The sequence below is a fragment of the Mycobacterium kyorinense genome (genome assembly GCF_001672775.1).
Classification (GTDB): domain Bacteria; phylum Actinomycetota; class Actinomycetes; order Mycobacteriales; family Mycobacteriaceae; genus Mycobacterium; species Mycobacterium kyorinense_A.
The window spans coordinates 1-23,331 of record NZ_LZKJ01000034.1 but is presented as its reverse complement, the minus strand read 5'-3'; the positions used below and the strand labels follow the sequence as shown (position 1 = coordinate 23,331).

Below are 23,331 nucleotides of genomic sequence, written 5' to 3'. Positions count from 1 at the left end.
GTCAACATTTGGGGTAATGTTCACACCGTACACTTGAGCCCGAGGAGGGTCAAGAGTTGGCTGAATCCAAGACCGCTTATCACCACGGGGATCTGCGGACCGCACTGATCGACGCAGGCCTCGTACTCACCCGCTCCGGCGGACCGGACGCACTCACCATCCGGGAAGCGACTCGGCGAGTTGGAGTTTCGCCTAACGCGGCATACCGTCACTTCGCCGACCGCGAAGCATTACTACGCGCAGTAGCCACCGCCATCCAGCACCGGATGGCCGCGCAGATGCACAGCTCGACGCACCCGCGCGGTTCTATCGAGCTGCAGGCAGGTGCCCGGCTGCGGGCGGTCGGGCTGGGCTACATCAAGTTTGCGCTTGACGAGCCTGGCTGGTTTTCGACGGCCTTCTTCGGCGCCGATCTAGCCTACGATCCGACCGAAACTGGTATTGCCCCACCGTATCTCGCCCTGGTGGAAGCCCTTGACGCCATGGTAAAGGCGGGCGTTATGCCCGCCGAACGACGCGCCGACGCCGAGTGGCCCTGTTGGTCGGCGGTGCATGGGTTCGCCGAACTGGTGCTTCGCGGACCCCTACGGCGGGCGAATCGCCGTGAGGTCAACGCGTTGGCGGGGCGCACGGTCGACGACATCATTGCCGGCTTGTCACGGTGACGGCTCGCCTTTGATGCCGCGAGCGTGCGTGTTCCCGCGACACGCCTCGGCGTGTCGCCCGGGGACACGCACGCTCGCGCAAAAGGGTTACAGGCGTTCGATGATTGTGACGTTGGCGGTGCCGCCGCCCTCACACATCGTCTGCAAACCGTACCGACCGCCGGTGCGCTCCAACTCGTTGAGCATGGTGGCGAACAGCTTGGCCCCGGTTGCACCGAGCGGATGACCCAGGGCGATCGCGCCGCCGTTGGGATTCACCTTCTCCGGGTCGGCCTTGATCTCCTTGAGCCACGCCAACACGACCGGCGCAAACGCCTCGTTGATCTCGACCACGTCGATGTCCTCGATCGACAGCCCGGTCTTCTCCAACGCATAGCGGGTCGCCGGAATGGGGCCGGTCAACATGAACACCGGGTCGGCGCCGCGGGCACTGATGTGGTGGATGCGGGCCCGCGGTGTGAGCTTGTGATCCTTGAGGGCCTGCTCGGACGCCAACAGCACCGCGCTGGCGCCGTCGGAGATCTGGCTGGCGACCGCTGCGGTCAACCGGCCTCCCTCGGACAGGGTCTTCAGTGACGCCATCTTCTCCAGCGACGTCTCGCGCGGACCCTCGTCGATCCGGAACCCGTCGACCTCGACGATCTCGTTGTCGAAGTGCCCGCCATGGATCGCGGCCAGCGCACGCTGGTGGCTGCTCAGTGCGAACTGCTCCATCTCTTCGCGGGAGATGTTCCACTTCTCGGCGATCAGCTCCGCGCCACGGAACTGCGAGATTTCCTGATCACCGTAGCGGTGCAGCCAGTTCTTCGACTCGCTGGTGGGCGAAGTGAAACCGAACTCCTTGCCGACCACCATCGCCGACGCGATCGGGATCTGGCTCATGTTCTGCATGCCACCGGCCAGAATCACATCCGCGGTGCCCGACATGATCGCTTGCGCGCCAAAAGAAATCGCCTGCTGACTGGACCCACATTGGCGGTCGACGGTGACGCCCGGAACCTCTTCGGGATAGCCGGCCGCCAACCAGGCGTTGCGGCCGATGTTGCCGGCCTGCCCGCCCAGTGCGTCCACGCAGCCCACGACGACGTCGTCGACGGCGGCGGGGTCGACGTCGACGCGGTCGAACAACCCGTGAAATGCGGCCACCCCCAAGTCGATCGGATGCACACCGGCCAGCGATCCGTTGCGCTTGCCGACCGCGGTCCGCACAGCGTCGATGATGTACGCGTCAGTCATTTCAGACTCCTTCTCTATTTGCGGTGATTCCGCCCAGGACTATCGCGAGGTATTGCTGGCCCACCTGCTGAGCGGTAAGCGGTCCGCCGGGCTGATACCAGCGCACCGAGACCCAGGTGGTGTCGCGGATGAAACGGTAAACCAGGTCGACGTCGAGATCGGGGCGTAGGTAGCCCTCCTCGATTCCCTGGTGCAGCACGTCGACCCACATCTTGCGCTGCCGTTTGTTGAGGTCTTCGACGTAGGAGAACCGGGGCTGCGACGACAAACGCTTGGCCTCGTCCTGGTAGATGACGACTTGGGCGTGACGGTGTTCGATCGCGTCGAACGACGCCATGAACAGGCCTTTGAGTCGCTCCAACGGATTGGGTTCGGTGTCGATGATTTCCTGGTAGCGGTCAAACAGCCAGTCCAGAAAGCCACGCAGCACTTCGTCGACCATCTCCTCCTTGGAGGAGAAGTGGTGATACAGGCTGCCGGACAGAATGCCTGCGCCGTCGGCGATATCGCGGACGGTCGTGGCGCGCAGGCCGCGCTCGGCCATCATCGTCGCGGCGAGCTCCAGGAGTTCTTCACGCCGGGTCATGGGTGCTGGCTCGATACCGAAATCACTTCTCCGGTCAGGTAACTGGAGTAGTCGCTGGCCAGGAACGCGATGGTGGCGGCCACCTCCCACGGCTCGGCGGCGCGGCCGAAGGCTTCGTCGGCCGACAACCGGTCGAGTAGTTCGGTCGAGGTGGTTTTGTCGAGGAATTTGTGCCGGGCGATGCTGGGCGACACCGCATTGATCCGCACGCCGTACTCGACCGCCTCGACAGCCGCGCAACGGGTCAACGCCATCACCCCGGCTTTCGCTGCGGCATAATGCGATTGGGAGTGCTGCGCGCGCCAGCCCAGGACACTGGCGTTGTTGACGATCACACCGCCGTGGTCGGCTTCGCGGAAGTAGCGCAGCGCTGCGCGGGTGGCCCGGAACACCGATGTCAGGGTGACGTCGAGGACACGGTCCCATTCTTCGTCGGTCATGTCGGCCACCGGGGTTTGACCACCCAACCCGGCGTTGTTGACCAGGACGTCGATGCGGCCCAATCGCGCGGTGGCCGAAGCGATCAGCGCGTCGATTTGCGCGGTGGAGGTGACGTCGCAGAGCACGTGCTCGACGCGGCCTAGTCCCAACGCCGACAGTTCGCCGGCGGTCTCGCCCAGCCGTCGTTCATGGTGGTCGGAGACGACGACGTCGGCCCCCTCCAGCAGTGCACGCCGCGCGGTGGCCGATCCGATGCCGGTGCCCGCCGCGGCGGTGATCACCACGACCTTTCCGGCCAAAAGGCCGTGTCCGTCAATCTCTTTCGGTGTGCTGGCAAGCGTCATCCCTTGATCTCCCGGGGCAGGCCGAGCACCCGCTCGGCGATGATGTTGCGCTGGATCTCATTGGAGCCGCCATAGATGGTGTCGGCGCGGGTGAACAAGTACAGGCGCTGCCATTCGTCGAAGTCGCTGCTGCCCGGCCTGCCGGCCAGTACCATGCCGGCCTTGCCCCGCACGTCCATCGCGATCTCACCCAGCTCCCGATGCCAGTTGGCCCACAACAGCTTCGACACGTTATCTTTTCCGGCGACCCGGCCGCCTCCCTCGACGTCCATGGTGGCCAGCGCATAGCTGCGCATCGCCCGCAGGCCGGCCCAGGACCGGGTCAGTCGTTCCCGGATCAGCGGATCGTCGGCGGCGCCGGTGCGCTTGGCCAGCTCGACGACGCCGTCGAGTTCGCGCGCGTAGACGATCTGTTGCCCCAGCGTCGAAACGCCTCGCTCGAATGTCAGCGTTCCCATCGCGACCCGCCAGCCGTCACCGGGCGCGCCGACCACCAGATCGGCGCCGGTGCGGGCGTCGTCGAAGAAGACCTCGTTGAATTCCGAGTCACCGGTGAGCTGGACGATCGGACGGATCTGCACCCCAGGCTGGTCGAGAGGCACCAGCAGATAAGACAATCCGGCGTGCCGCTTGGAACCCTTTTCGGTGCGCGCGATGACGAAGCACCACTGCGCCCAGTGCGCCAGCGACGTCCACACCTTCTGCCCGTTGACCACCCACTGGTCGCCGTCGAGCACCGCGGTCGTGGACACGTTGGCCAAGTCGCTACCAGCGCCGGGCTCGGAGTAGCCCTGGCACCACAGTTCGGTGACGTCGAGGATCTTGGGCAAAAACCGCTGTTGCTGCTCGGGCGTGCCGAACTCGATCAACGTCGGCCCGAGCAGTTCCTCACCGAAGTGGTTGACCTTGGCGGGCGCGTTGGCAATCGCATACTCCTCGTAGAACGCGACCCGGTGAGCGACGGACAGACCGCGTCCGCCGTGTTCGACCGGCCATCCGAGGCAGGTCAGCCCCGCCGCCGCCAGATGCCGATTCCACGCACGTCGCTCCTCGAAGGCTTCATGCTCCCGACCCGGCCCGCCCAGCCCCTTGAGGGCGGCGAACTCGCCAGTCAGGTTCGCGGCCAGCCAGTCGCGGACCTCGGCCCGGAACTCCTCGACGTCCTGCACCCCTGTAGGCTAACCTACCAAGCACTTGCTTTGTTAGCCCCTGGGTCATTCTGGCCGGCGTGTGGCGAAGTTAGAGGAGCATCGATGTCGTGGGACCCGCAGACCATTCCTGCGGTGTTGGATCGCATCGCTCGCGACCTACCGGACGGTGAGGCAGTCGCCAGTCCCGATCGCAGTTTGACCTTCGGTGAGCTGCGGGACGAGGTGCGCCAAGCCGCGGCGGCGATGGTCAACCTCGGCCTCAACGCCGGGGATCGGGTGGCGATCTGGTCGCCGAACACCTGGCACTGGGTGGTTGCCTGCCTGGCCACGCACTACGCCGGCGGCACCGTGGTGCCGCTGAATACCCGCTATACCGCGGCCGAAGCCACCGACATCCTGGCTCGTACCGGGGCCCCCTTGCTGGTGGCAATGGGTGAGTTCCTCGGGGCAGACAAGGTAGCCGATCTGCGTCGCGAGGCGCTGCCGACGTTGCGGCACATCGTGCGGGTGCCGATAGACGCGGACGACGGCACGTGGGACGAGTTCGTCGCGGCCGGCTCGGACCACACCGCGCTGGCCGCCGCCGACGCCCGCGCCGCCGCGGTGCGGCCCGACGACGTTTCCGACGTGCTGTTCACGTCCGGCACCACCGGCCGCAGCAAAGGCGTGCTGTGCGCCCATCGGCAATCGCTGGCCGGGTCGGCGGCGTGGGCGGCCTGCGGCAAGATCACCGCCGACGACCGCTACCTGTGCATCAACCCGTTCTTCCACAACTTCGGCTACAAGGCCGGCATTTTGGCGTGCCTGCAGACCGGCGCCGCGCTGTATCCGCAGCTGACTTTCGACCCCGAGCGGGCCATGCAGGCGGTGGCCGAGCACCGGATCACCGTGCTGCCGGGCCCGCCGACCATCTACCAGACGCTGCTGGACCATCCGCGTCGCGGCAACTATGACCTGAGCTCGTTGCGGTTCGCGGTCACCGGCGCGGCGACCGTGCCGGTGGTGCTGATCGAGCGGATGCAGACCGAGTTGGACATCGACATCGTGCTGACCGCCTACGGTCTGACCGAATCCAACGGGTTCGGCACCATGTGCCGTTCTGACGACGACGCCGCGACCGTGGCCACGACCTGCGGGCGCCCGATCGCCGACTTCGAGCTGCGCATCGGCGAGCAAGGTGAGGTGTTGCTGCGCGGGCCTAATGTGATGCTCGGCTACCTCGACGACCCGACGGCCACTGCGGCGACCGTGGACACCGAAGGCTGGCTGCACACCGGTGACATCGGAAGGCTGGACGCCGCAGGCAATTTGCAGATCACCGACCGGCTCAAGGACATGTATATCTGCGGCGGGTTTAACGTGTATCCCGCGGAGGTGGAGCAGGTGCTGGCCCGGCTCGACGGCGTGCTCGACGCGGCGGTGATCGGCGTCCCCGACGAGCGGCTCGGCGAGGTGGGCCGCGCGTTCCTGGTGACGCGGCCAGGATGCGGTCTCGACGAGCAGGCGGTGATCGCCCACAGCCGTGAACATCTGGCGAATTTCAAAATCCCCCGTTCGGTGAGGTTTGTCGACACACTGCCGCGCAATCCGGGCGGCAAGGTGGTCAAACCGCTATTGCGAGAGATGTCGTAGATGGACCTTGATTTCGACGATGAGACGCTGGAGTTCCAGCGTGAGGTACGCGAGTTCCTGGCCGCGAACACAGCGTCATTCCCCACCAAGTCCTACGACACCGCCGAGGGCTTTGAGCAGCATCGACGTTGGGACAAGGTACTTTTCGATGCCGGCCTATCGGTGATCAGCTGGCCGCAGCGCTACGGCGGGCGCGACGCGACGCTATTGCAGTGGGTGATCTTCGAAGAAGAGTACTTCCGGGCCGGCGCGCCCGGACGCGCCAGCGCCAACGGCACCTCGATGCTCGCGCCCACGCTGTTCGCCCACGGCACCGAGGAGCAGTTGGACCGCATCCTGCCCAAGATGGCTAGCGGCGAGGAGATCTGGGCACAAGCCTGGTCGGAGCCCGAATCCGGCAGCGACCTGGCGTCGCTGCGATCAACCGCAACCAAAACGGACGGCGGCTGGCTGCTCAACGGCCAGAAGATTTGGAGTTCACGGGCCCCGTTCGGCGACAAAGGGTTCGGCCTGTTCCGTTCTGACCCGCAAGCCGAGCGTCACCGCGGTCTGACTTACTTCATGTTCGACCTGAAAGCCGACGGGATCACCGTGCGCCCGATCGCCCAACTCGGCGGCGACACCGGCTTCGGCGAGATCTTCCTCGACGACGTCTTCGTGCCCGACGTCGACGTGATCGGCGGCGTGCACGACGGCTGGCGGGCCGCGATGAGCACGTCGAGCAACGAACGCGGCATGTCGCTGCGCAGCCCGGCGCGCTTCCTGGCCGCCGCCGAGCGGCTGGTGCAACTGTGGAAGAACCAGGGCGAGAACGCTTTCGGCGACCAGGTTGCCGATGCGTGGATCAAGGCACAAGCGTATCGACTGCACACCTTCGGCACCGTGACCCGATTGACCGACGGCGGCGAACTCGGTGCCGAGTCATCGGTGACCAAGGTGTTCTGGTCTGATTTGGATGTCGCAATCCACCAGACCGCACTGGACATCCGCGGCGCCGACGGCGAGCTCGCCGACCCTTGGACCGACGGGCTGTTGTTCGCTTTGGGCGGCCCGATCTACGCCGGCACCAACGAGATTCAGCGCAACATTATCGCCGAGCGGCTGCTGGGCCTGCCCCGGGAGAAAGCCAAATGAGATTTGACCTCGACGCGCAGCAGCGCGACTTCGCAGCCAGCATCGACGCCGCGCTCGCCGCGGCCGACGTGCCGGGCGCGGTGCGCGCATGGGCCGCCGGTGACACCACGCCGGGCCGCAAGGTGTGGACGCAGTTGGCCGACCTGGGTATCACCGCGTTGCTGGTGCCCGAACGGTTCGACGGCCTCGACGCGCATCCGGTCGACGTGGTCGTCGCGCTGGAGCGGCTCGGGCGCTGGTGCGTACCCGGACCGGTCACCGAATCCGTTGCGGTAGCGCCGCTTCTGCTGGGCGACGACGAGCGCTGCGCAGCATTGGCGGCCGGGGAGCTGATCGTCACAGTCGCCATGCCACCGCAGGCGCCGCGGGCCGTGGATGCCGATGCCGCCGGGCTGGTGCTGCTGGCAGACAGTCGGGTGAGCGCAGCCGAAGCCGGGCAGTGCCACGAGTGCATCGATCCCAGCCGTCGCCTGTTCGACGTCACCGCCACCGGTGACGCATGGGATGCCGACATCGCGCGTGCCTACGAATTCGGCGCGCTGGCCACCGCTGCCCAACTGGTCGGAGCCGGGCAGGCCCTTCTGGAGGCGGCGGTCGACTACGCCAAGCAGCGCGCCCAGTTCGGCCGGGTGATCGGCTCGTATCAGGCGATCAAGCACAAGTTGGCCGACGCGCATATCGCCGTCGAGCTGGCCCGGCCGCTGGTCTACGGGGCCGCGCTGTCGCTGGCCACCGACTCCCCCGACACCGCTCGCGATGTGAGCGCCGCCAAGGCCGCGTCATCCGAAGCGGCGCTGCTGGCCGCCCGCGCTGCTCTGCAGACCCACGGCGCCATCGGCTTCACCGCTGAACACGATCTGTCGCTGTGGCTACTGCGGGTTCAGGCGCTGCGGCCCGCGTGGGGTGACCCCGCTGCGCATCGCCGACGGGTATTGGAGGCGCTCTGACAATGACCGACGAACGGGAACTGCTGCGCGAGACCGTCGCCGCGCTGGTAAACAAGCACGCCTCCCCCGAGGCGGTGCGTGCGGCGATGGAATCGGAGCGCGGCTACGACGAATCGCTGTGGCGGCTGCTGTGCGAGCAAGTCGGCGCGGCGGCGCTGCTGGTGCCCGAGGAATACGGCGGTGCCGGCGGCAGTTTGGCTGACGCTGCCGTCGTCCTCGAGGAGCTCGGCAAGCGCCTGGTGCCCACTCCGCTGCTGGGAACCACACTCGCGGAAGTGGCGCTGCTCGCTGCCGACGAGCCGGACACCGAAACCTTGGAGCAGCTGGCCGAGGGGGCGGCAATCGGGGCGGTGGTGTTCGACCCCGATTACGTGGTCAACGGCGATATCGCCGACATTGTGGTCAGCGCCGCTGACGGCAAGCTCACCCGGTGGACCGAGTTCAGCGTCGAGCCCGTCGCCGCGATGGACCCCACCCGCCGGCTTTCCCGCATCGAACCGCAGAGCAGCACACCGCTGGGCGCCGACCCCGGCATCGCCGACACCGCGGCAATCCTGTTGGCGGTCGAGCAGATCGGCGCGGCGGCGCGCTGCCTGGATCTGACCGTCGACTACACGAAGGAGCGTGTGCAGTTCGGCCGGCCGATCGGCAGCTTCCAGGCGCTCAAGCACCGGATGGCCGACTTGTACGTCGCCGTGCAATCCGCGCGCGCGGTCGTCGACGACGCTGTGGCCGAGCCGTCAGCGACGACGGCGGCGCTGGCCCGCGTCGCGGCAAGCGAGGCGTTCACCGCGGTGGCCGCCGAAGGCATTCAGCTGCATGGTGGTATCGCGATCACGTGGGAACACGACATGCAGCTGTACTTCAAACGCGCACATGGTAGTTCGCAGTTGCTCGGTCCGCCCCGCGAGCACTTGCGACGGCTCGAGTCGCAGGTGCTCTAACCTGGGCGCATGACCGATCGCGTCGCACTGCGCGCCGGCGTCCCGCCGTTCTACGTGATGGACGTGTGGCTGGCGGCCGCCGAGCGGCAACGCACCCATGGCGATTTGGTCAACCTGTCCGCGGGTCAGCCCAGTGCCGGAGCCCCCGAGCCGGTGCGCGCCGCCGCGGCCGAGGCGCTGCGCCGCAACCAGTTGGGCTACACGGTGGCACTCGGCATTCCGGAGTTGCGTGCGGCGATCGCGACCGCCTATCTGAGCCGGCACGGACTGGACGTCGACCCCGATGACGTGGTGGTGACGACCGGGTCGTCGGGCGGGTTCCTGCTCACTTTTCTGGCCTGCTTCGACGCCGGCGATCGAGTGGCGGTCAGCAGCCCGGGCTACCCCTGCTACCGCAATATTCTCGCGGCACTTGGATGCGAGGTCGTCGAAATACCGTGCGGAGCGGATACCCGATTCCAGCCCACCGCACAGATGCTCGCCGAAATCGCCCCGCCGCTGGCCGGCGTGATCGTGGCAAGCCCGGCCAATCCCACCGGGACAGTCATCCCGCCGGACGAGTTGGCGGCGATCGCGTCCTGGTGCGACGCCTCCGGGGTGCGGCTGATCAGCGATGAGGTCTACCACGGGTTGGTCTACGAGGGCGCACCGCAGACCAGCTGTGCTTGGCAGACATCACGGAATGCAGTGGTGGCCAACAGCTTTTCCAAGTATTTCGCGATGACGGGTTGGCGGCTGGGCTGGCTGCTGGTCCCGACCGAGCTGCGCCGCGCGGTGGACCGCCTGACCGGCAATTTCACCATCTGCCCGCCGGTGCTCTCGCAGTACGCCGCCGTCGCCGCGTTCACCCCGGAATCCGCCGCCGAAGCCGACGGCCATCTGCATCAGTACGCGCTCAACCGCAGGCGATTACTCGACGGGCTGCGCGACATCGGGATCGACCGGTTGGCGCCCACCGACGGCGCGTTCTACGTGTATGCCGACGTCTCGGACTTCACCACCGACTCGATGAAGTTATGCTCGAAACTCTTGGCGGACACCGGCGTAGCGATCGCACCGGGTATCGATTTCGACACCGCGGCGGGTGGCTCATTCGTCCGGCTGTCGTTCGCCGGGCCCGCGTCGGATATCAAAGAGGCGCTGAGCCGCATCGAGCCGTGGCTGCGACGGTGAGCCTCGTCATCTCCGAGCACGAGCGGGCGGCGCTGGCCGAAGCGTCGCAGTTCCCGCTGTTCGCTGCGATCACCGGACGGCGGTCACGACGATTCCCGGTCGGTGGCCGCATCCCCGCCGGCGCGCTGGCTTTCACCAGTAGCCGGCCGGTGCAGCCACTATCGGAAGTCGAACGGGCACTGGTGGTTTCGATGACAGCCGGTGCCACCGGCTGGCACAGCGGCATCACTCACCATCCCGGCTACGCGCCGTCGCTACCGAATTACTCGGGCAGCGCGACCGGTCGCACGTTCCCGTCGGCCGCAGGCTTCCACACCAGTCAACTGCTCTTCACCGACGACACCGGCAGCTATCTGTTGCCGACCCGCGACGAGCCGCCACGCGAGTTCCACAGCATCGAGGAGTGGATCGGTCACACCGCGTCGTCGTACGTTCGGATTTCTGCCACTCGCCTCGACCTGCCGCGCGCGGAACCGCACATGGAAGGCCACAACATCTGGATCGGCAACCATCCGGGCAGTCTGCTGGCATTCCCGGTGGCCGACCTCGCCGAACACTTGATGGAAAACCTGTGGTTCTTCGCCGCCAACGGCTACCCGATCGTCGACGACATCACCGGCGGCAAGATCCCTGGGATCCACCAGTTTTCGTCGCTCGCGCATGCCGACGACCCGATCCCGCTGTCCTTCGTCGAGCAATACACGCTCACCGAGGCCAGCGCGGAACTCGCCATCGCCGCCAACAACGGGATGTTGGCGCTGCAGGCGATGGGGCTCGGTGGCTGGATCTACGACGGGCTGAATCGGTTGTCGGTGCTCGACGGGCTGGGCTTTGCCGCCGACGACGACCAGCGATGGCCGTTCCCCAACGTCACCGGGCTACCTGGCTACTTCGAGACCCTCAGCCCGCCGCATGTCCCCTCGGTAGCGGCGGGCGTCGAGAAGCTGGTCGCGCGCAAGTTCGGCCCGGGCGGCCCTTTCGACGCCGATACGCCAGGGCCGTGGTCGGATTCGGTGAAGGTGCGCGCGTCGGCGTTACCGCCCGACGGCATCCAAGAAATCGTCACCGTTGAGGCGTCCTACATCTACGACACCTTTGGCAAGCTGCCGGGCACCGTGCCAACCGTGCACGTGCTGATGTATCTGCAGGCCCAACATCTCGACACCGATTTCTACGACGAGTACTTCCTGCCGGGCGCCTACCTGCCGACCCACGCCGACCACCAGGCTCGCTGGCACGGGCGGTAGTCTGCTCGCCAGCAGTTACAGCCAGGTGTCCTGGGTGGTGGTCGTCAGGAACGCCTCGAGATCGTCGCGCCATTGGGCCGGCGTGGTCTTGTCCGGTTCGATGCCGGTGTAGTCGCCGCGGTAGAACAGCAGCGGCCGGGGTTTGATCTTGGGTACTTCGGAGAGCGACTGGACCGCGCCGAACACCACGAAATGGTCGCCGCCGTCATGTACCGACGCGACCGTGCAATCGATGTACGCCAGTGAGCCGTCGATGACGGGCGAACCCAGTTCTGATGGGGTCCAGTCGATTCCGGCGAACTTGTCCGGCTCCTTGGACCCGAATCGCGAGCAGACGTCCTTCTGGGATTCGGTCAAGACGTTGACACAGAACTTTCCGCTGGCCTCGATGGCCTGCCAGGAGCGCGACACCTTGGTCGGACAGAACAGCACCAACGGCGGCTCCAACGACAACGCCGCGAACGACTGGCAGGCGAACCCGACCGGGACGTCGTCATGCACGGTGGTGATGATCGTGATGCCCGTGCAGAACTGGCCCAGCGCCTGCCGGAAGGCGCGCGGGTCAATCGGCGCGGTATTCATTACTGCCCGCGCGCGCCGACCGTGAAGTCATGACCCCACAAGCTCACCGCGGTGCTTTCCCGGGCGATCCAGTCGCGGTCGTCGACTTGCCTTCCCTCGCAACCGAATTCGACGTCGAATCCGCCCGGAGTCTTCATGTAGAACGACAGCATCAGATCATTGACGTGCCGGCCCAGAGTCGCCGACATCGGCACCTTGCGGCGCAGTGCGCGGTCCAGGCACAACCCGACGTCGTCGGCGTTTTCCACCTCCACCATCAGATGGACGATGCCGCTCGGGGTGGGCAGTGGCAGGAAAGCCAGGCTGTGGTGGCGCGGATTGCAGCCGAAGAACCGCAGCCATGCCGGCGCGCCGTCGGCGGGGCGGCCGACCACTTGCGGCGGCATCCGCATGGAGTCGCGCAGCTTGAATCCCAGCACGTCGCGGTAGAAGTGCAGCGCCTCGGCGTCGTCGCGGGTGGAGAGCACCACGTGGCCCAGGCCTTGCTCGCCGGTGACGAACTTGTGCCCGTACGGGCTGACCACCCGGCGGTGCTCCAGCGCGGCGCCGTGGAAGACCTCCAGACAGTTGCCCGAGGGGTCTTGGAATTGGATCATCTCGTCGACGCGCCGATCCGCCAATTCCGTGGCGGTGGCTTCCTTGTACGGAGTGCCCTCCACGTCGAGCCGACCCCGGATTTCCTGCAGGCCTTCGGCATTCGCGCATTCCCAGCCGGCCACCGAGAGCCGGTCATGTTCACCAGGGACGATCACCAACCGCGCTGGGAAATCGTCCATCCGCAGGTACAGCGCGCCCTCGACAGCGCCGCTGCCCTCGACCATGCCGAGCACCTTGAGCCCGTATTCGCGCCAGGCGGCCATGTCGGTGGCCTCGATGCGCAGATAACCCAGTGAGCGGATGCTCATCACGCACCTCCCAGGAAATCAACCGTCAACTTGTTGAACTCGTCGAACTTCTCCACCTGTGCCCAGTGTCCACACTGCCCGAAGACGTGCAGTTGCACACGCGGAATCGTCTTCACTGCGACCAGGGCCCCGTCGAGGGGGTTGACCCGGTCCTCCCGTCCCCAGACCAGCAGAACGGGCTGGCGCAGCCGGTAGGCCTCGCGCCACATCATGCCCAGCTCGAAGTCACCGGAGGAGAATGATTTGCCCATCGCCTGCGTGGCTGCCAGCGACTCCGGCGTGCTCGCCAGCTCGAACCTCTGGTCGATCAGCTCGTCGGTGATCAGCTTCTGGTTGTAGACCATCACCCGCAGGAACGACTCGAGGTTTTCCCGCGTCGGCGCCATCGAGAACTTCGACAGCCGTTTCACGCCTTCGGTGGGATCCGGTGCGAACAGGTTGACGCTCAACCCGCCCGGGCCCATCAGTACCAGCCGGCCGGCCCGGTCCGGGTAATCCAGTGCGAACCGAACCGCGGTGCCGCCGCCGAGCGAATTCCCTACCAGCGGAACACGTTCGAGTCCGAGTTGGTCGAAGAGGCCCTTGAGAGCCCTGGCCGCGTACCGGTTGAACTGTCCATGCTCGGGTCGTTTGTCGGAGTGGCCGTAGCCGGGCTGGTCGACGGCCAGGATGTGGAACCGTTCGGCGAGCACCGCGATGTTGCGGGACCAGTTGGTCCAGCTCGACGCGCCCGGACCACCGCCGTGTAGCAGCACTACGGTCTGCGGATTGCCGACGCCGGCCTCGTGGTAGTGCAGTTTCAGCGGTCCGTCGACGTCGACGTCGACGAAACGCGACGTGGATTCGAACGTCAGCTCGTCGGTGGCCGTCATACCATCGTGTCGCCGGGGGGCAGCCCGAATTCGTGGTTTCCGAAGATGACGTAGGCACGCTCGGGGTCGTTGGCTGCGTGCACCCGCCCGGCGTGTGCGTCACGCCAGAAGCGTTGGACCGGAGCGTCATTGGCCAGCGCCGTAGCGCCGGAGGCCTCGAACAGCCGGTCGATCGATGCGATCGCCCGACCGGTGGCGCGCACCTGGTCGCGGCGGGCCCGGGCACGCAACTCGAACGGGATCTCCTTGCCGGCGGTCAAACACGCGTACTCGTCGCTGACGTTACCGATCAATTGGCGCCACGCCGCATCGATGTCGCTGGCGGCCTCGGCAATACGGACCTTGGCGAACGGATCGTCTTTGGCCTTCTCGCCGGCGAACGCCGCCCGCACCCGCTTGCCCTGGTGCTCGACGTGCGCGTCGTAGGCCCCGTAGGCCATGCCGACGATCGGAGCGGAGATCGTGGTGGGATGCACGGTGCCCCAAGGCATCTTGTAGACCGGCGCGGTGTTGGTCTGGTAGCCGCCGGCACTGCCGTCGTTCATCGCCTTGTACGACAGGAACCGGTGCCGCGGCACGAACACGTCCTTGGCGACCACGGTGTTGCTGCCGGTGCCGCGCAGGCCGACCACATGCCAGACGTCGTTGATCTCGTAGTCGCTGCGGGGGATCAGGAAGCTGCCGAAGTCGACCGGCCGGCCGTCTTTGATGACCGGGCCGCCCAGAAAGGCCCAGGTGGCGTGATCACAACCCGACGACCAGTTCCACGAGCCGCTGACCAGATAGCCGCCGTCGACCACCGTGCCAGCCCCCATCGGGGCGTACGAGGACGAAATCCGCACCGTCGGGTCCTCGCCCCAGACCTCCTCCTGGGCTTTCTGGTCGAACAGCGCCAGATGCCAGTTGTGCACACCGATGATCGAGCCCACCCAGCCGGTCGACCCGCACGCGCTGGCCAACCGCCGCGCCGCCTCGTAGAACAATGCCGGGTCGCACTGCAGCCCGCCCCACTGTTCGGGTTGCAGCAGCGTGAAGAAGCCGACCTCGTCGAGCGCCTTGACGGTCTCCTCGGGCAGCCGGCGCAGATCCTCGCATGCCTGGGCACGCTCCCGCAGCTGCGGAAGCAAGTCGTCGATGCCGGCTAGGACCGACTGCGCGTCACGCTGTTGAATGGACGTCACTACTGATGCCTCCTGGGAGTGCTGACTTACCACAGAGACTAGAACACGTTCCGATTTGTGTCGAGCAGGGTATTCCTGCGGCTGGTAGCGATACCTAGGCAGGTTTCTGTAACCTGTTCTAGTTACGAAGGAAGGAGGGCCGGGTGACGACGACGGACACCGTTCCCGACGAGCCGCTCGGCAGCCACGTCCTTGAACTGCAGATCGCCGACGTCGTCGCCGAGACCGACGATGCGCGATCGCTGGTGTTCGCGTCATCCGACGATATCCCGCCCGACCGGCTGCGCTACGCGCCTGGCCAGTTCCTGACGCTGCGGATCCCCAGCGAGCGCACCGGGTCGGTGGCCCGCTGCTACTCGCTGTGCAGCTCGCCGTTCACCGACGAAGCGCTCACCGTCACCGTCAAGCGCGACAAAGACGGCTACGCGTCGAACTGGCTGTGCGACCACGCTCACGCCGGGATGCGCATCCATGTGCTGGCCCCGTCGGGCAACTTCGTGCCCAAGACGCTCGATGCCGACTTCCTGCTGCTGGCCGCCGGCAGCGGGATCACCCCGATCATGTCGATCTGCAAGTCGGCGCTGTCCGAAGGCAGCGGGCAGGTGGTGCTGGTCTACGCCAACCGCGATGACCGCTCGGTGATCTTCGGTGATGCGCTGCGAGAGCTGGCCGCGAAATACCCCGACCGGTTGACGGTCGTGCACTGGCTGGAGTCGCTGCAAGGCTTGCCCAGCACGACGGCGCTGGCGCAGTTGGCTGCGCCCTACACCGACCGGCAGGCGTTCATCTGCGGGCCCGCCCCGTTCATGCAGGCAGCCCGCGAGGCTCTGCAGTCGCTCGACGTGCCCAGCGGCCAAGTGCATCTCGAGGTGTTCAAGTCGCTGGATTCCGATCCGTTCGCCGCGGTGAAGGTCGAGGATGACGGCGACGAGCCGCCGGCCACCGCCGTCGTCGAGCTCGACGGTGAAACGCACACGGTGTCGTGGCCGCGCGGCGCCAAGCTGCTCGACGTGTTGTTGGACGCCGGTCTCGATGCGCCGTTCTCCTGCCGGGAGGGCCACTGCGGTGCGTGTGCGTGCAGCCTGCGCAAGGGGAAGGTCAACATGGAGGTCAACGATGTCCTCGAGCAGCAGGACCTCGACGACGGGCTGATCCTGGCCTGTCAGTCCCGCCCGGAGACCGATTCGGTCGAAGTCACCTACGACGAGTGATCGCGGGCGTTAGGTTCTGCTCATGAGCAAGCATCTGGTGGCGGCAATCTCGGGCGTTGCACTGGCGTTGGCGATGGCACCGCCGTCGTCGGCGGCAAGCAACACGGCCACCACGCTCACGCCGATCGACGAGGGCAGCCAGCTGGAAACCCGCGCTCTGCTCGACTGCCACGGCGCTACGGGCAGCTGTGACTTCACCGTGGGAGCCAACTTGCGGACACCCGAGGGAGCGACCGGCTTTCCGTCGGGCCTGTGGGCGCGGCAGAGCACCGAATTCCGCACGATGAACCGGCTGGTCTACCTCGACGTTCATGCCGACGGTCAGAACGAGCGGATCCAGAAGCAGGGCGGGACCGACGTGATGACCGACATCTACACGGGCGAGGGCCCGCCGGAGAAATACCAAAGCACTGGCCGGATCGACGCAACGGATTGGCGCACCGGGCAACCCAAGACCGACGTGAACGTCATCATGTGTACACACATTCAGGTGGTCTATAGCGGTGTGAATCTCACGTCGCCGAGCACCTGCGCGCAGACCGGCTTTTCCTGAGCACCGAGCGTCGAGTTGTTGGGCGAAATCGGGCAATTGAGCGCGACAACTCGACGTTGGGCGAATGGCGGCGGGTCAGCGCGGCAGGCCCAATAGCCGCTCGGCGGCCAAGGTCAAAAGGATTTGTTCGGTGCCGCCGGCGATGGTCAGACAGCGGGTGTTGAGGAAGTCATGCACCGTCTTGTTCTCCACCACACCCCGGCCGTCGGACAACTCCATCCGGAATTCGGACAGCGCCTGGCGGTAGCGGACTCCGATCAGCTTGCGCGCGCTCGATTCCGCGCCGGGGTCCTGGCCGCCCACCGCCAACTGCGCAATACGTTGGTCGAGCAGCGAACCCACTTGCGCCGAGAGAATCAGCGCGCCAAGCCGGTCCTGCTCGCTCACGTCGAGATCACGTGTGGCGACTGTGCGGAGCACCTCTTCCATCGGATTGTCCAGCGCGGTGCCCGCCGCCATCGCCACTCGTTCGTTGGCCAGTGTGGTGCGGGCCAGTCGCCAACCGTCGTTGACCGCTCCGACCACCATGTCGTCGGGGACGAACACGTCCTCCAGAAAGACCTCGTTGAACAGGTCATCGCCGGTGATCTCGCGCAGCGGCCGGATGTCGACTCCGGGCGAGGACATCTCGACCAGGAAGTAGGTGATGCCCTTGTGCTTCGGCGCGTCGGGGTCGGTGCGCGCCAGGCACACTCCCCACTGCGCTTTGTGCGCCGCTGAGGTCCACACCTTCTGCCCGGTCAGCCGCCAACCGCCGTCGACACGTACGGCCTTGGTTCGCAGCGACGCCAGGTCCGAGCCCGCTCCCGGCTCGGAAAACAGTTGGCACCAAAAGATTTCACCGTTGAGGGTGGCGGGAATGAACCGCTCGATCTGCTCGGATGTGCCGTGTTCGAGAATCGTCGGCGCAGCCCACCAGCCGATCACCAGATCCGGCCGCTCCACCCCGGCCGCCGCCATCTCCTGATCGATGAGCAGCTGCTCGGCCGGTGAAGCGTTGCGCCCGTAGGGCGTCGGCCAGTGCGGTGCCTGCAGTCCGGCTTCCGCCAGCGCGCGCCGGCGCTTCTCCACGGGCAGCGCGGCGATTTCCCCGACGGCGGCGCTGATGTCGGGGCGCAGATGCGCAACCGAATCCAAGTCGATGTGCAGTTCGCGCCGAATGCCCTGCTGCGTCAACGTCGCTACCCGACGCAGCCAGCGCGCCCGGCCGCCGAGGAACTGACCGATGCCGTAGGCCCGGCGCAGATACAGATGGGCGTCGTGCTCCCAGGTGATGCCGATGCCGCCCAGCACCTGGATGCAGTCTTTGACGTTGGCCTCGGCGGCCTCGGTGCCCGCAGCGGCGGCGACCGCAGCGGCGATGGACAGCTGCTGATCGCTGGCATCGGTGGCGGCGGCCGTTGCTGCATCGCCGGCGGCGATCGAGGCCTGCTCGGCGCGCAACAACATTTCCGCGCACAGGTGCTTGATTGCCTGGAAGCTGCCGATCGGCTTGCCGAATTGCTCGCGTACCTTCGCGTACTCGGTGGCGGTGTCCAGCGCCCACCGCGCGACTCCGGCGGCCTCGGCTGCCAGCACGGTGGCGGCGAGGTCTTCTGCGCGCTGGACCGGTACCGGAAGGACCGCCGCGGCAACCGAGTCCAGCGTGACGCGCGCCAGCGGCCGCGAGAAGTCCGTGGCCCCCAGCGACTCGACCGTGACGCCGTCGGCCGCGGCGTCGACGACCAGCCAATTGTCGGCCGCCGGCACCAGCAGCACACCGGCCGGGTCAGCGCCGAGCACGTAGTCGGCGCTGCCCGACGCCCGGTCGTTGTCCAATCGGACATCGGCCGACAGCGCAACACCCGCGGTGCGCTCACCCGAGGCCAACGACTCGAGCAGCTTGGCATCGGTGACGAGCAATGTGGCCAGCGCGGTCGTGGCTATCGGGCCGGGGACCAGGGCTTTGGCGGCTTCGTCGACCATGGCGCAGAGGTCACCGGCGCTGCCACCGGCGCCACCGCGGTCCTCGGGTATCGCGACTCCGAACAGCCCCAGACCGGCCAGGCCGTCGAAGACCGGCCGCCAGGCCTCGGGCTTGCCCTGCTCGATGTCGCGGATCGCCGCCTTGGAACTAGAGCCGGCTGCCCAATCGCGCACCAACTGACGCGCCGCGAACTGTTCGTCAGTGATGGTCGCTGGCACGATCGGCTCCTAATTCGACGTAACAAGGGCGCTAAGCAACACTAGAACGTGTTCTAATAGTGCCAGCGATCGACCCTCAAGTCGAACGCCATCGCAGCAGGACACCCCGGTGTCCCGGCCGCACGGAGGTGGGAAATTCGCGCTCGGCATGCGTATCGTTTGACAGCGAAACGCACGAAGAAGGAGCTGCCCGTCAGATGTCGTCGCCAGCGAACAGCGGCTCGAACCGCGCGTCGGATGCGCAGCCTCGTGAGGTCATGAACGTGGCGGTACTGGCCGAGTCCGAGCTCGGGTCCGAGGCGCAGCGGGAGCGCCGCAAACGCATCCTGGACGCGACGATGGCGATCGCGTCCAAGGGCGGCTACGAGGCAGTGCAGATGCGCGCGGTGGCCGACCGCGCCGACGTGGCGGTGGGCACCCTGTACCGGTATTTCCCGTCCAAGGTGCATCTGCTGGTATCGGCGCTGGGCCGCGAATTCGAACGCATCGACGCCAAGACCGACCGGTCCACATTGACCGGAGGGACGCCTTTTCAGCGGCTGAACTTCATGGTCAGCAAACTCAACCGGGCCATGCAGCGCAATCCGCTGCTGACCGAGGCCATGACCCGTGCCTATGTGTTCGCCGACGCTTCGGCGGCCGGTGAAGTCGACCACGTCGAGAAGCTGATCGACTCCATGTTCGCCCGCGCGATGAGTGACGGCGAACCGACCGAAGATCAGTACCACATTGCCCGGGTGATCTCTGACGTGTGGCTGTCCAACCTGCTGGCCTGGCTGACCCGGCGCGCCTCGGCGACAGATGTGAGCAAACGGCTGGACCTGGCGGTGCGACTGCTGATCGGCGACCAGGAGGGCCCCTAGGGGTGATCGCAAGCGCGGCGGAGCCGGGCGCAGCGGGTCACCCCAAAGCACTCAGCTCGGTGGCCCGGCGGTGCGGCCGCGGATCAGCTCGGTATCCAGGATTTCCACAGACGGCTGAATCGCGTTGCGGTGCAGTAATTCTCCGGCGCGACGGCCTTTCTGCAGACTCGGCTGGGCTACCGTAGTCAGTCCCCGCCGCCGCGCCTCCGGCACGCCGTCGAAGCCCGTGACGGTCATCTGGCCCGGCACGTAGATGCCGCGCCCGCGCAGATAATCCATGGCCGACAACGCCAGTACGTCGGCGGTACACATCAGGGCGGTGATGCGCGGGTTGGCCGCCAGGGCGACCTCGGCGGCAATACCGCCCGCAGTCGGCGTGTGGTCGTAGCTTTCCACCACCGTCAGCGCGTCTGGGTTCAATCCGGCTGCCGTCATTGCCTCGCGAACACCGGTTACGCGTTCGCCCTGCACCTGAAACATCGCTGACCGCAGGCGTTCGGCCGCGACCAGGCCCTGGCGGCGCTCACGGTGCAGCCGCATCGTCAGCACACCGATTTCGCGGTGGCCCAGCTTCAGCACGTGGTCGGCAAGTTCACGCATCGCCGTCCGGTCGTCAATGCCCACCTGGGATGCGCCGGCAACGTTCTTGGGCTGATCGACTACGACGACAGGCAGCCGTCGCTGCAGCACGACCTGGAGGTAGGGGTCGTCCACCGCCACCGAATACACCACGAAGCCGTCGACCCCGGCGGCGAGCACCGACGCCGTCCCCTCGGCGACCGTCCGGGTGGGGCCGACCGCCACGAGCATCAGCCCCTGCCCCAGTTCTTCGCACGACTGTGCCAGTCCCGCAACGAAATCCAGCGCGGCCGGATCACGAAAGGAATAGGTCAGCGGTTCGGTGCTCACCAAACCGACCGCCCCGGCCTTCCGGGTACGCAACGACCTGGCCACCGGGTCGGGGCCGGGATATCCCAGCCGCTTTGCGGCGGCAAGCACCCGCTCACGCAGCTCGGCAGAGAGCTGGTCGGGCCGGTTATAGGCATTCGAGACGGTGGTCCGCGACACCTTGAGGTCAGCGGCCACCGAGGCCAGGGTCGCCCGCCGGCGCGGCGTGGGACTCCTGGACATGCTCACTGACGGTACAACGATCCCGGCCTTAAGCTAGCGACCGTGGCCTGTGTGGATCTCAACGCCGACTTGGGCGAGGGGTTCGGTGTTTGGCGACTCGGCGACGACGACGCCATGCTGAGCATCGTCACCAGCGCCAACGTCGCGTGCGGTTTCCACGCCGGCGATCCGGCCGGGCTGTTGCGGGTGTGCCGGGAGGCCGTCGCACGCGGCGTGCGCATCGGCGCCCAGGTCGGCTACCGCGACCTGGCCGGATTCGGCCGCCGTTACATCGACGAGACGCCCGAGGACCTGCTAGCCGACGTTGTCTATCAGATCGGTGCGTTACAGGGGCTGGCACAGGCCGCCGGCTCGTCGGTCTCCTACGTCAAACCCCATGGCGCGCTGTACAACACGATCATGTCCAATCGGGTACAGGCGGCCGCCGTCGCCGAGGCGGTGCGCATGGTGGACGCCGATCTGCCGGTGCTGGGCTTGGCAGAGTCGGTGTTCTTCGACGAGGCCGGCCAGCGAGGGGTGCGTACCGTGCCGGAGGTGTTCGCCGATCGCGCTTACCGGCCTGACGGCCAGTTGGTGTCGCGGCGGGAACCCGGCGCGGTGTTACATGATCCGGCTGCCATCGCCGAACGGGTGGTGACGATGGTGACTACCGGGCAAGTCGCTGCAGTCGATGGCACAGTGGTCGGTGTGCAAGCCGAATCGGTGTGCGTCCATGGCGATTCACCGGGTGCGGTGCAAATCGCTGCCGCGGTGCGAGATCGGTTGGCGGCAAACGGTATCGACGTGAAAGCGTTCAGCTGATGCGGCTACGCCCGGGTCGGCCCGACATCGCACGGTATTCGCACCGGTTCACCGTCCCGCCTGCCGCAACCGACGCGCCACTGACGGTGACGTGGATGGGAGTGTCGACGCTGCTGTTCGACGACGGGTCTGCGGCGCTGATGACCGACGGCTATTTCTCTCGGCCCAGCCTGACGCAGGTCGCGTTGCGTAAGGTTTCGCCGTCGCCGGCCCGCGTGGACGGATGCCTGGCACGGGCCCAGGTGTCACGACTGGCTGCAGTGGTCCCGGTGCACACCCATATCGACCACGCGTTGGACTCTGCGCTGGTGGCCGACCGCACCGGCGCGCAACTGGTCGGCGGCGAGTCGGCGGCAAATGTCGGCCGTGGCTACGGTCTTGCCGAGGACCGCCTGATGGTGGCCACACCGGGCACGCCGATTGCGCTGGATCCGTTCGAGATCACGCTCATCGAGTCACACCACTGTCCGCCGGACCGATTTCCCGGCGCGATCACCGCACCGGTGGTCCCCCCGGTGAAGGCGTCGGCGTATCGCTGCGGGGAGGCGTGGTCGACGTTTGTGCAACACCGCCCCTCGGGCCGGCGAGCTCTGATCCAGGGCAGTGCCGGGTTCGTGAAAGGCGCTCTGGCCGGGCAGCGCGCCGACGTGGTCTACCTCGGTGTGGGTCAACTCGGGCTGCAGCCGCAGACATACCTCGTCGACTATTGGACGGAGACGGTGCGCGCAGTCGGTGCGCGTCGAGTGGTGCTGATCCATTGGGACGATTTCTTCCGCCCGCTCTCAAAACCGTTGCGGGCGTTTCCGTATGCGGTTGACGACCTGGACGCTTCGATGCGCGTGCTGGACAAGCTCGCTGCGCAGGACGGTGTCGCGTTGGATATGCCGACGGTATGGCAGCGCGAAGATCCCTGGGCCTGAAGTCCGTTGTCGCTATTCCTCGCGCTGCTGCTGCTTGCCGTCGTGCTCGGCTTTGCGGTCGCGCGCCCGCGGGGCTGGCCTGAAGCGTTCGCCGCGATACCAGCCGTCGCGGTGCTGATCGGGGCCGGCGCCATATCGGTACACCAGGCCGCCACCGAAGCAGCCAGCCTGGCCCGCGTAGTCGCGTTTCTGGGTGCAGTGCTGGTGCTGGCCAAGCTGTGTGACGACGAAGGCCTGTTCGAGGCGGCCGGAGCGGCGATGGCGCGGGCCCGATTCGGCTCACAACAGCTGCTGCGGCAGGTGTTCGTGATCGCCGCCGTCATCACCGCCGTGCTGAGCCTGGACGCGACCGTGGTGCTGTTGACCCCGGTCGTACTGGCCACGGTCCGCTGGCTGGGAGCGCCGGTCCGGCCACATGCCTATGCCAGCGCGCATTTGGCCAACGCCGCCTCGCTGCTACTACCGGTGTCGAATCTGACCAATCTGCTCGCCTTCCACACCGCCGACCTGTCGTTCATCAAATTCACTGCGGTGATGGCGTTGCCATGGCTGGCCGCGGTGGCGGTCCGATCTCCTGCCGCTCCGGCGACACGTCCAGATCGCGCGCGAAAAACCAACGAAAGACCAG

General features: G+C 66.7%; 23 protein-coding genes. 13 read left to right on the top strand and 10 right to left on the bottom strand.

The window, feature by feature from the left end:
- Nucleotides 1–56 precede the first annotated feature (56 nt).
- Complete coding sequence (locus tag A5707_RS02360; RefSeq protein WP_065012922.1) at nt 57–665, top strand: TetR/AcrR family transcriptional regulator; 609 nt, start codon at nt 57–59, stop codon at nt 663–665.
- An 87-nt stretch (nt 666–752) separates the two neighbouring features.
- Here the strand turns inward: A5707_RS02360 and fadA6 are convergent, their stop codons facing one another.
- Genes fadA6 through ipdE1 form a run of 4 tightly spaced genes read right to left on the bottom strand, consistent with a single transcriptional unit; the run spans nt 753 to nt 4,441 of the window.
- Nucleotides 753–1,901 carry a steroid 3-ketoacyl-CoA thiolase FadA6 gene (gene fadA6, locus A5707_RS02355; RefSeq protein ID WP_065012921.1) on the bottom strand — a complete coding sequence of 383 codons (1,149 nt, stop codon included), beginning with the start codon at nt 1,899–1,901 and terminating at the stop codon, nt 753–755.
- Between the two features lies 1 nt (nt 1,902).
- Complete coding sequence (gene kstR2, locus A5707_RS02350) at nt 1,903–2,487, bottom strand: TetR family transcriptional regulator KstR2 (protein ID WP_065012920.1); 585 nt, start codon at nt 2,485–2,487, stop codon at nt 1,903–1,905.
- Nucleotides 2,484–3,272: a (5R,7aS)-5-hydroxy-7a-methyl-1-oxo-2,3,5,6,7,7a-hexahydro-1H-indene-carboxyl-CoA reductase gene (gene ipdF, locus A5707_RS02345; protein ID WP_065012919.1), complete on the bottom strand. Its 789-nt coding sequence runs from the start codon at nt 3,270–3,272 to the stop codon at nt 2,484–2,486. The genes kstR2 and ipdF overlap by 4 nt, the downstream gene beginning before the upstream one ends.
- The gene (ipdE1, locus tag A5707_RS02340) at nt 3,269–4,441 is read right to left on the bottom strand and encodes an acyl-CoA dehydrogenase IpdE1 (RefSeq protein WP_065012918.1); all 1,173 of its coding nucleotides are present in this window, start codon (nt 4,439–4,441) and stop codon (nt 3,269–3,271) included. Before ipdE1 ends, ipdF begins: the two co-directional genes overlap by 4 nt.
- Nucleotides 4,442–4,525: 84 nt before the next feature.
- Here ipdE1 and fadD3 point away from each other — a divergent pair, with 84 nt between their 5' ends.
- The 6 genes from fadD3 to A5707_RS02310 are packed head-to-tail and all read left to right on the top strand — an operon-like array spanning nt 4,526 to nt 11,500.
- Nucleotides 4,526–6,055, top strand: coding sequence for a 3-((3aS,4S,7aS)-7a-methyl-1,5-dioxo-octahydro-1H-inden-4-yl)propanoate--CoA ligase FadD3 (fadD3, locus tag A5707_RS02335; protein WP_065012917.1), 1,530 nt, complete (start codon nt 4,526–4,528; stop codon nt 6,053–6,055).
- Nucleotides 6,056–7,189, top strand: coding sequence for an acyl-CoA dehydrogenase family protein (locus A5707_RS02330; RefSeq protein WP_065012916.1), 1,134 nt, complete (start codon nt 6,056–6,058; stop codon nt 7,187–7,189).
- Nucleotides 7,186–8,136 (top strand): acyl-CoA dehydrogenase, encoded by a 951-nt coding sequence (locus tag A5707_RS02325; protein ID WP_065012915.1) that lies wholly within the window; start codon nt 7,186–7,188, stop codon nt 8,134–8,136. The genes A5707_RS02330 and A5707_RS02325 overlap by 4 nt, the downstream gene beginning before the upstream one ends.
- Nucleotides 8,137–8,138: 2 nt before the next feature.
- Nucleotides 8,139–9,080 (top strand): acyl-CoA dehydrogenase family protein, encoded by a 942-nt coding sequence (locus tag A5707_RS02320; protein ID WP_065012914.1) that lies wholly within the window; start codon nt 8,139–8,141, stop codon nt 9,078–9,080.
- A 9-nt stretch (nt 9,081–9,089) separates the two neighbouring features.
- Entirely contained in the window at nt 9,090–10,253 is a 1,164-nt protein-coding gene (locus A5707_RS02315) for a pyridoxal phosphate-dependent aminotransferase (protein WP_065012913.1), read from the top strand.
- Nucleotides 10,250–11,500, top strand: a complete 1,251-nt coding sequence (locus tag A5707_RS02310) for a hypothetical protein (protein ID WP_065012956.1) — start codon at nt 10,250–10,252, stop codon at nt 11,498–11,500. Before A5707_RS02315 ends, A5707_RS02310 begins: the two co-directional genes overlap by 4 nt.
- A 15-nt stretch (nt 11,501–11,515) precedes the next feature.
- On the opposite strand, the gene hsaB is transcribed toward A5707_RS02310, so the two are convergent.
- The 4 genes from hsaB to hsaA are packed head-to-tail and all read right to left on the bottom strand — an operon-like array spanning nt 11,516 to nt 15,040.
- Nucleotides 11,516–12,082, bottom strand: coding sequence for a 3-hydroxy-9,10-secoandrosta-1,3,5(10)-triene-9,17-dione monooxygenase reductase subunit (gene hsaB / locus A5707_RS02305; protein ID WP_065012912.1), 567 nt, complete (start codon nt 12,080–12,082; stop codon nt 11,516–11,518).
- The gene (gene hsaC, locus A5707_RS02300; RefSeq protein ID WP_065012911.1) at nt 12,082–12,987 is read right to left on the bottom strand and encodes an iron-dependent extradiol dioxygenase HsaC; all 906 of its coding nucleotides are present in this window, start codon (nt 12,985–12,987) and stop codon (nt 12,082–12,084) included. The genes hsaB and hsaC overlap by 1 nt, the downstream gene beginning before the upstream one ends.
- Nucleotides 12,987–13,859 carry a 4,5:9,10-diseco-3-hydroxy-5,9,17-trioxoandrosta-1(10),2-diene-4-oate hydrolase gene (gene hsaD / locus A5707_RS02295; RefSeq protein ID WP_065012910.1) on the bottom strand — a complete coding sequence of 291 codons (873 nt, stop codon included), beginning with the start codon at nt 13,857–13,859 and terminating at the stop codon, nt 12,987–12,989. The genes hsaC and hsaD overlap by 1 nt, the downstream gene beginning before the upstream one ends.
- Nucleotides 13,856–15,040: a 3-hydroxy-9,10-secoandrosta-1,3,5(10)-triene-9,17-dione monooxygenase oxygenase subunit gene (hsaA, locus tag A5707_RS02290; protein WP_065012909.1), complete on the bottom strand. Its 1,185-nt coding sequence runs from the start codon at nt 15,038–15,040 to the stop codon at nt 13,856–13,858. Before hsaA ends, hsaD begins: the two co-directional genes overlap by 4 nt.
- A gap of 143 nt (nt 15,041–15,183) precedes the next feature.
- On the opposite strand from hsaA, the gene A5707_RS02285 reads away from it, so the two are divergent.
- Both A5707_RS02285 and A5707_RS02280 read left to right on the top strand, forming a co-directional pair.
- Nucleotides 15,184–16,251, top strand: a complete 1,068-nt coding sequence (locus A5707_RS02285; protein ID WP_065012908.1) for a ferredoxin--NADP reductase — start codon at nt 15,184–15,186, stop codon at nt 16,249–16,251.
- Between the two features lie 22 nt (nt 16,252–16,273).
- Nucleotides 16,274–16,804 (top strand): hypothetical protein, encoded by a 531-nt coding sequence (locus A5707_RS02280; protein ID WP_065012907.1) that lies wholly within the window; start codon nt 16,274–16,276, stop codon nt 16,802–16,804.
- Nucleotides 16,805–16,879: 75 nt separating this feature from the next.
- Here the strand turns inward: A5707_RS02280 and A5707_RS02275 are convergent, their stop codons facing one another.
- A complete protein-coding gene (locus A5707_RS02275) occupies nt 16,880–18,988 on the bottom strand; it encodes an acyl-CoA dehydrogenase (protein ID WP_065012906.1) in 2,109 nt (702 codons plus the stop codon).
- Between the two features lie 263 nt (nt 18,989–19,251).
- On the opposite strand from A5707_RS02275, the gene kstR reads away from it, so the two are divergent.
- The gene (gene kstR / locus A5707_RS02270) at nt 19,252–19,851 is read left to right on the top strand and encodes a cholesterol catabolism transcriptional regulator KstR (RefSeq protein WP_197495224.1); all 600 of its coding nucleotides are present in this window, start codon (nt 19,252–19,254) and stop codon (nt 19,849–19,851) included.
- Nucleotides 19,852–19,902: 51 nt separating this feature from the next.
- On the opposite strand, the gene A5707_RS02265 is transcribed toward kstR, so the two are convergent.
- Nucleotides 19,903–20,982 (bottom strand): LacI family DNA-binding transcriptional regulator, encoded by a 1,080-nt coding sequence (locus tag A5707_RS02265; protein ID WP_065012904.1) that lies wholly within the window; start codon nt 20,980–20,982, stop codon nt 19,903–19,905.
- Between the two features lie 42 nt (nt 20,983–21,024).
- Between A5707_RS02265 and A5707_RS02260 the strand changes: the two genes are divergently transcribed.
- The 3 genes from A5707_RS02260 to A5707_RS02250 form a co-directional block, all read left to right on the top strand.
- Nucleotides 21,025–21,783, top strand: coding sequence for a LamB/YcsF family protein (locus A5707_RS02260; protein WP_065012903.1), 759 nt, complete (start codon nt 21,025–21,027; stop codon nt 21,781–21,783).
- A complete protein-coding gene (locus A5707_RS02255) occupies nt 21,783–22,703 on the top strand; it encodes an MBL fold metallo-hydrolase (protein WP_065012902.1) in 921 nt (306 codons plus the stop codon). The genes A5707_RS02260 and A5707_RS02255 overlap by 1 nt, the downstream gene beginning before the upstream one ends.
- Nucleotides 22,704–22,709: 6 nt before the next feature.
- The coding region (locus A5707_RS02250) for an SLC13 family permease (RefSeq protein ID WP_269455129.1) at nt 22,710–23,331 on the top strand (622 nt) is incomplete at its 3' end.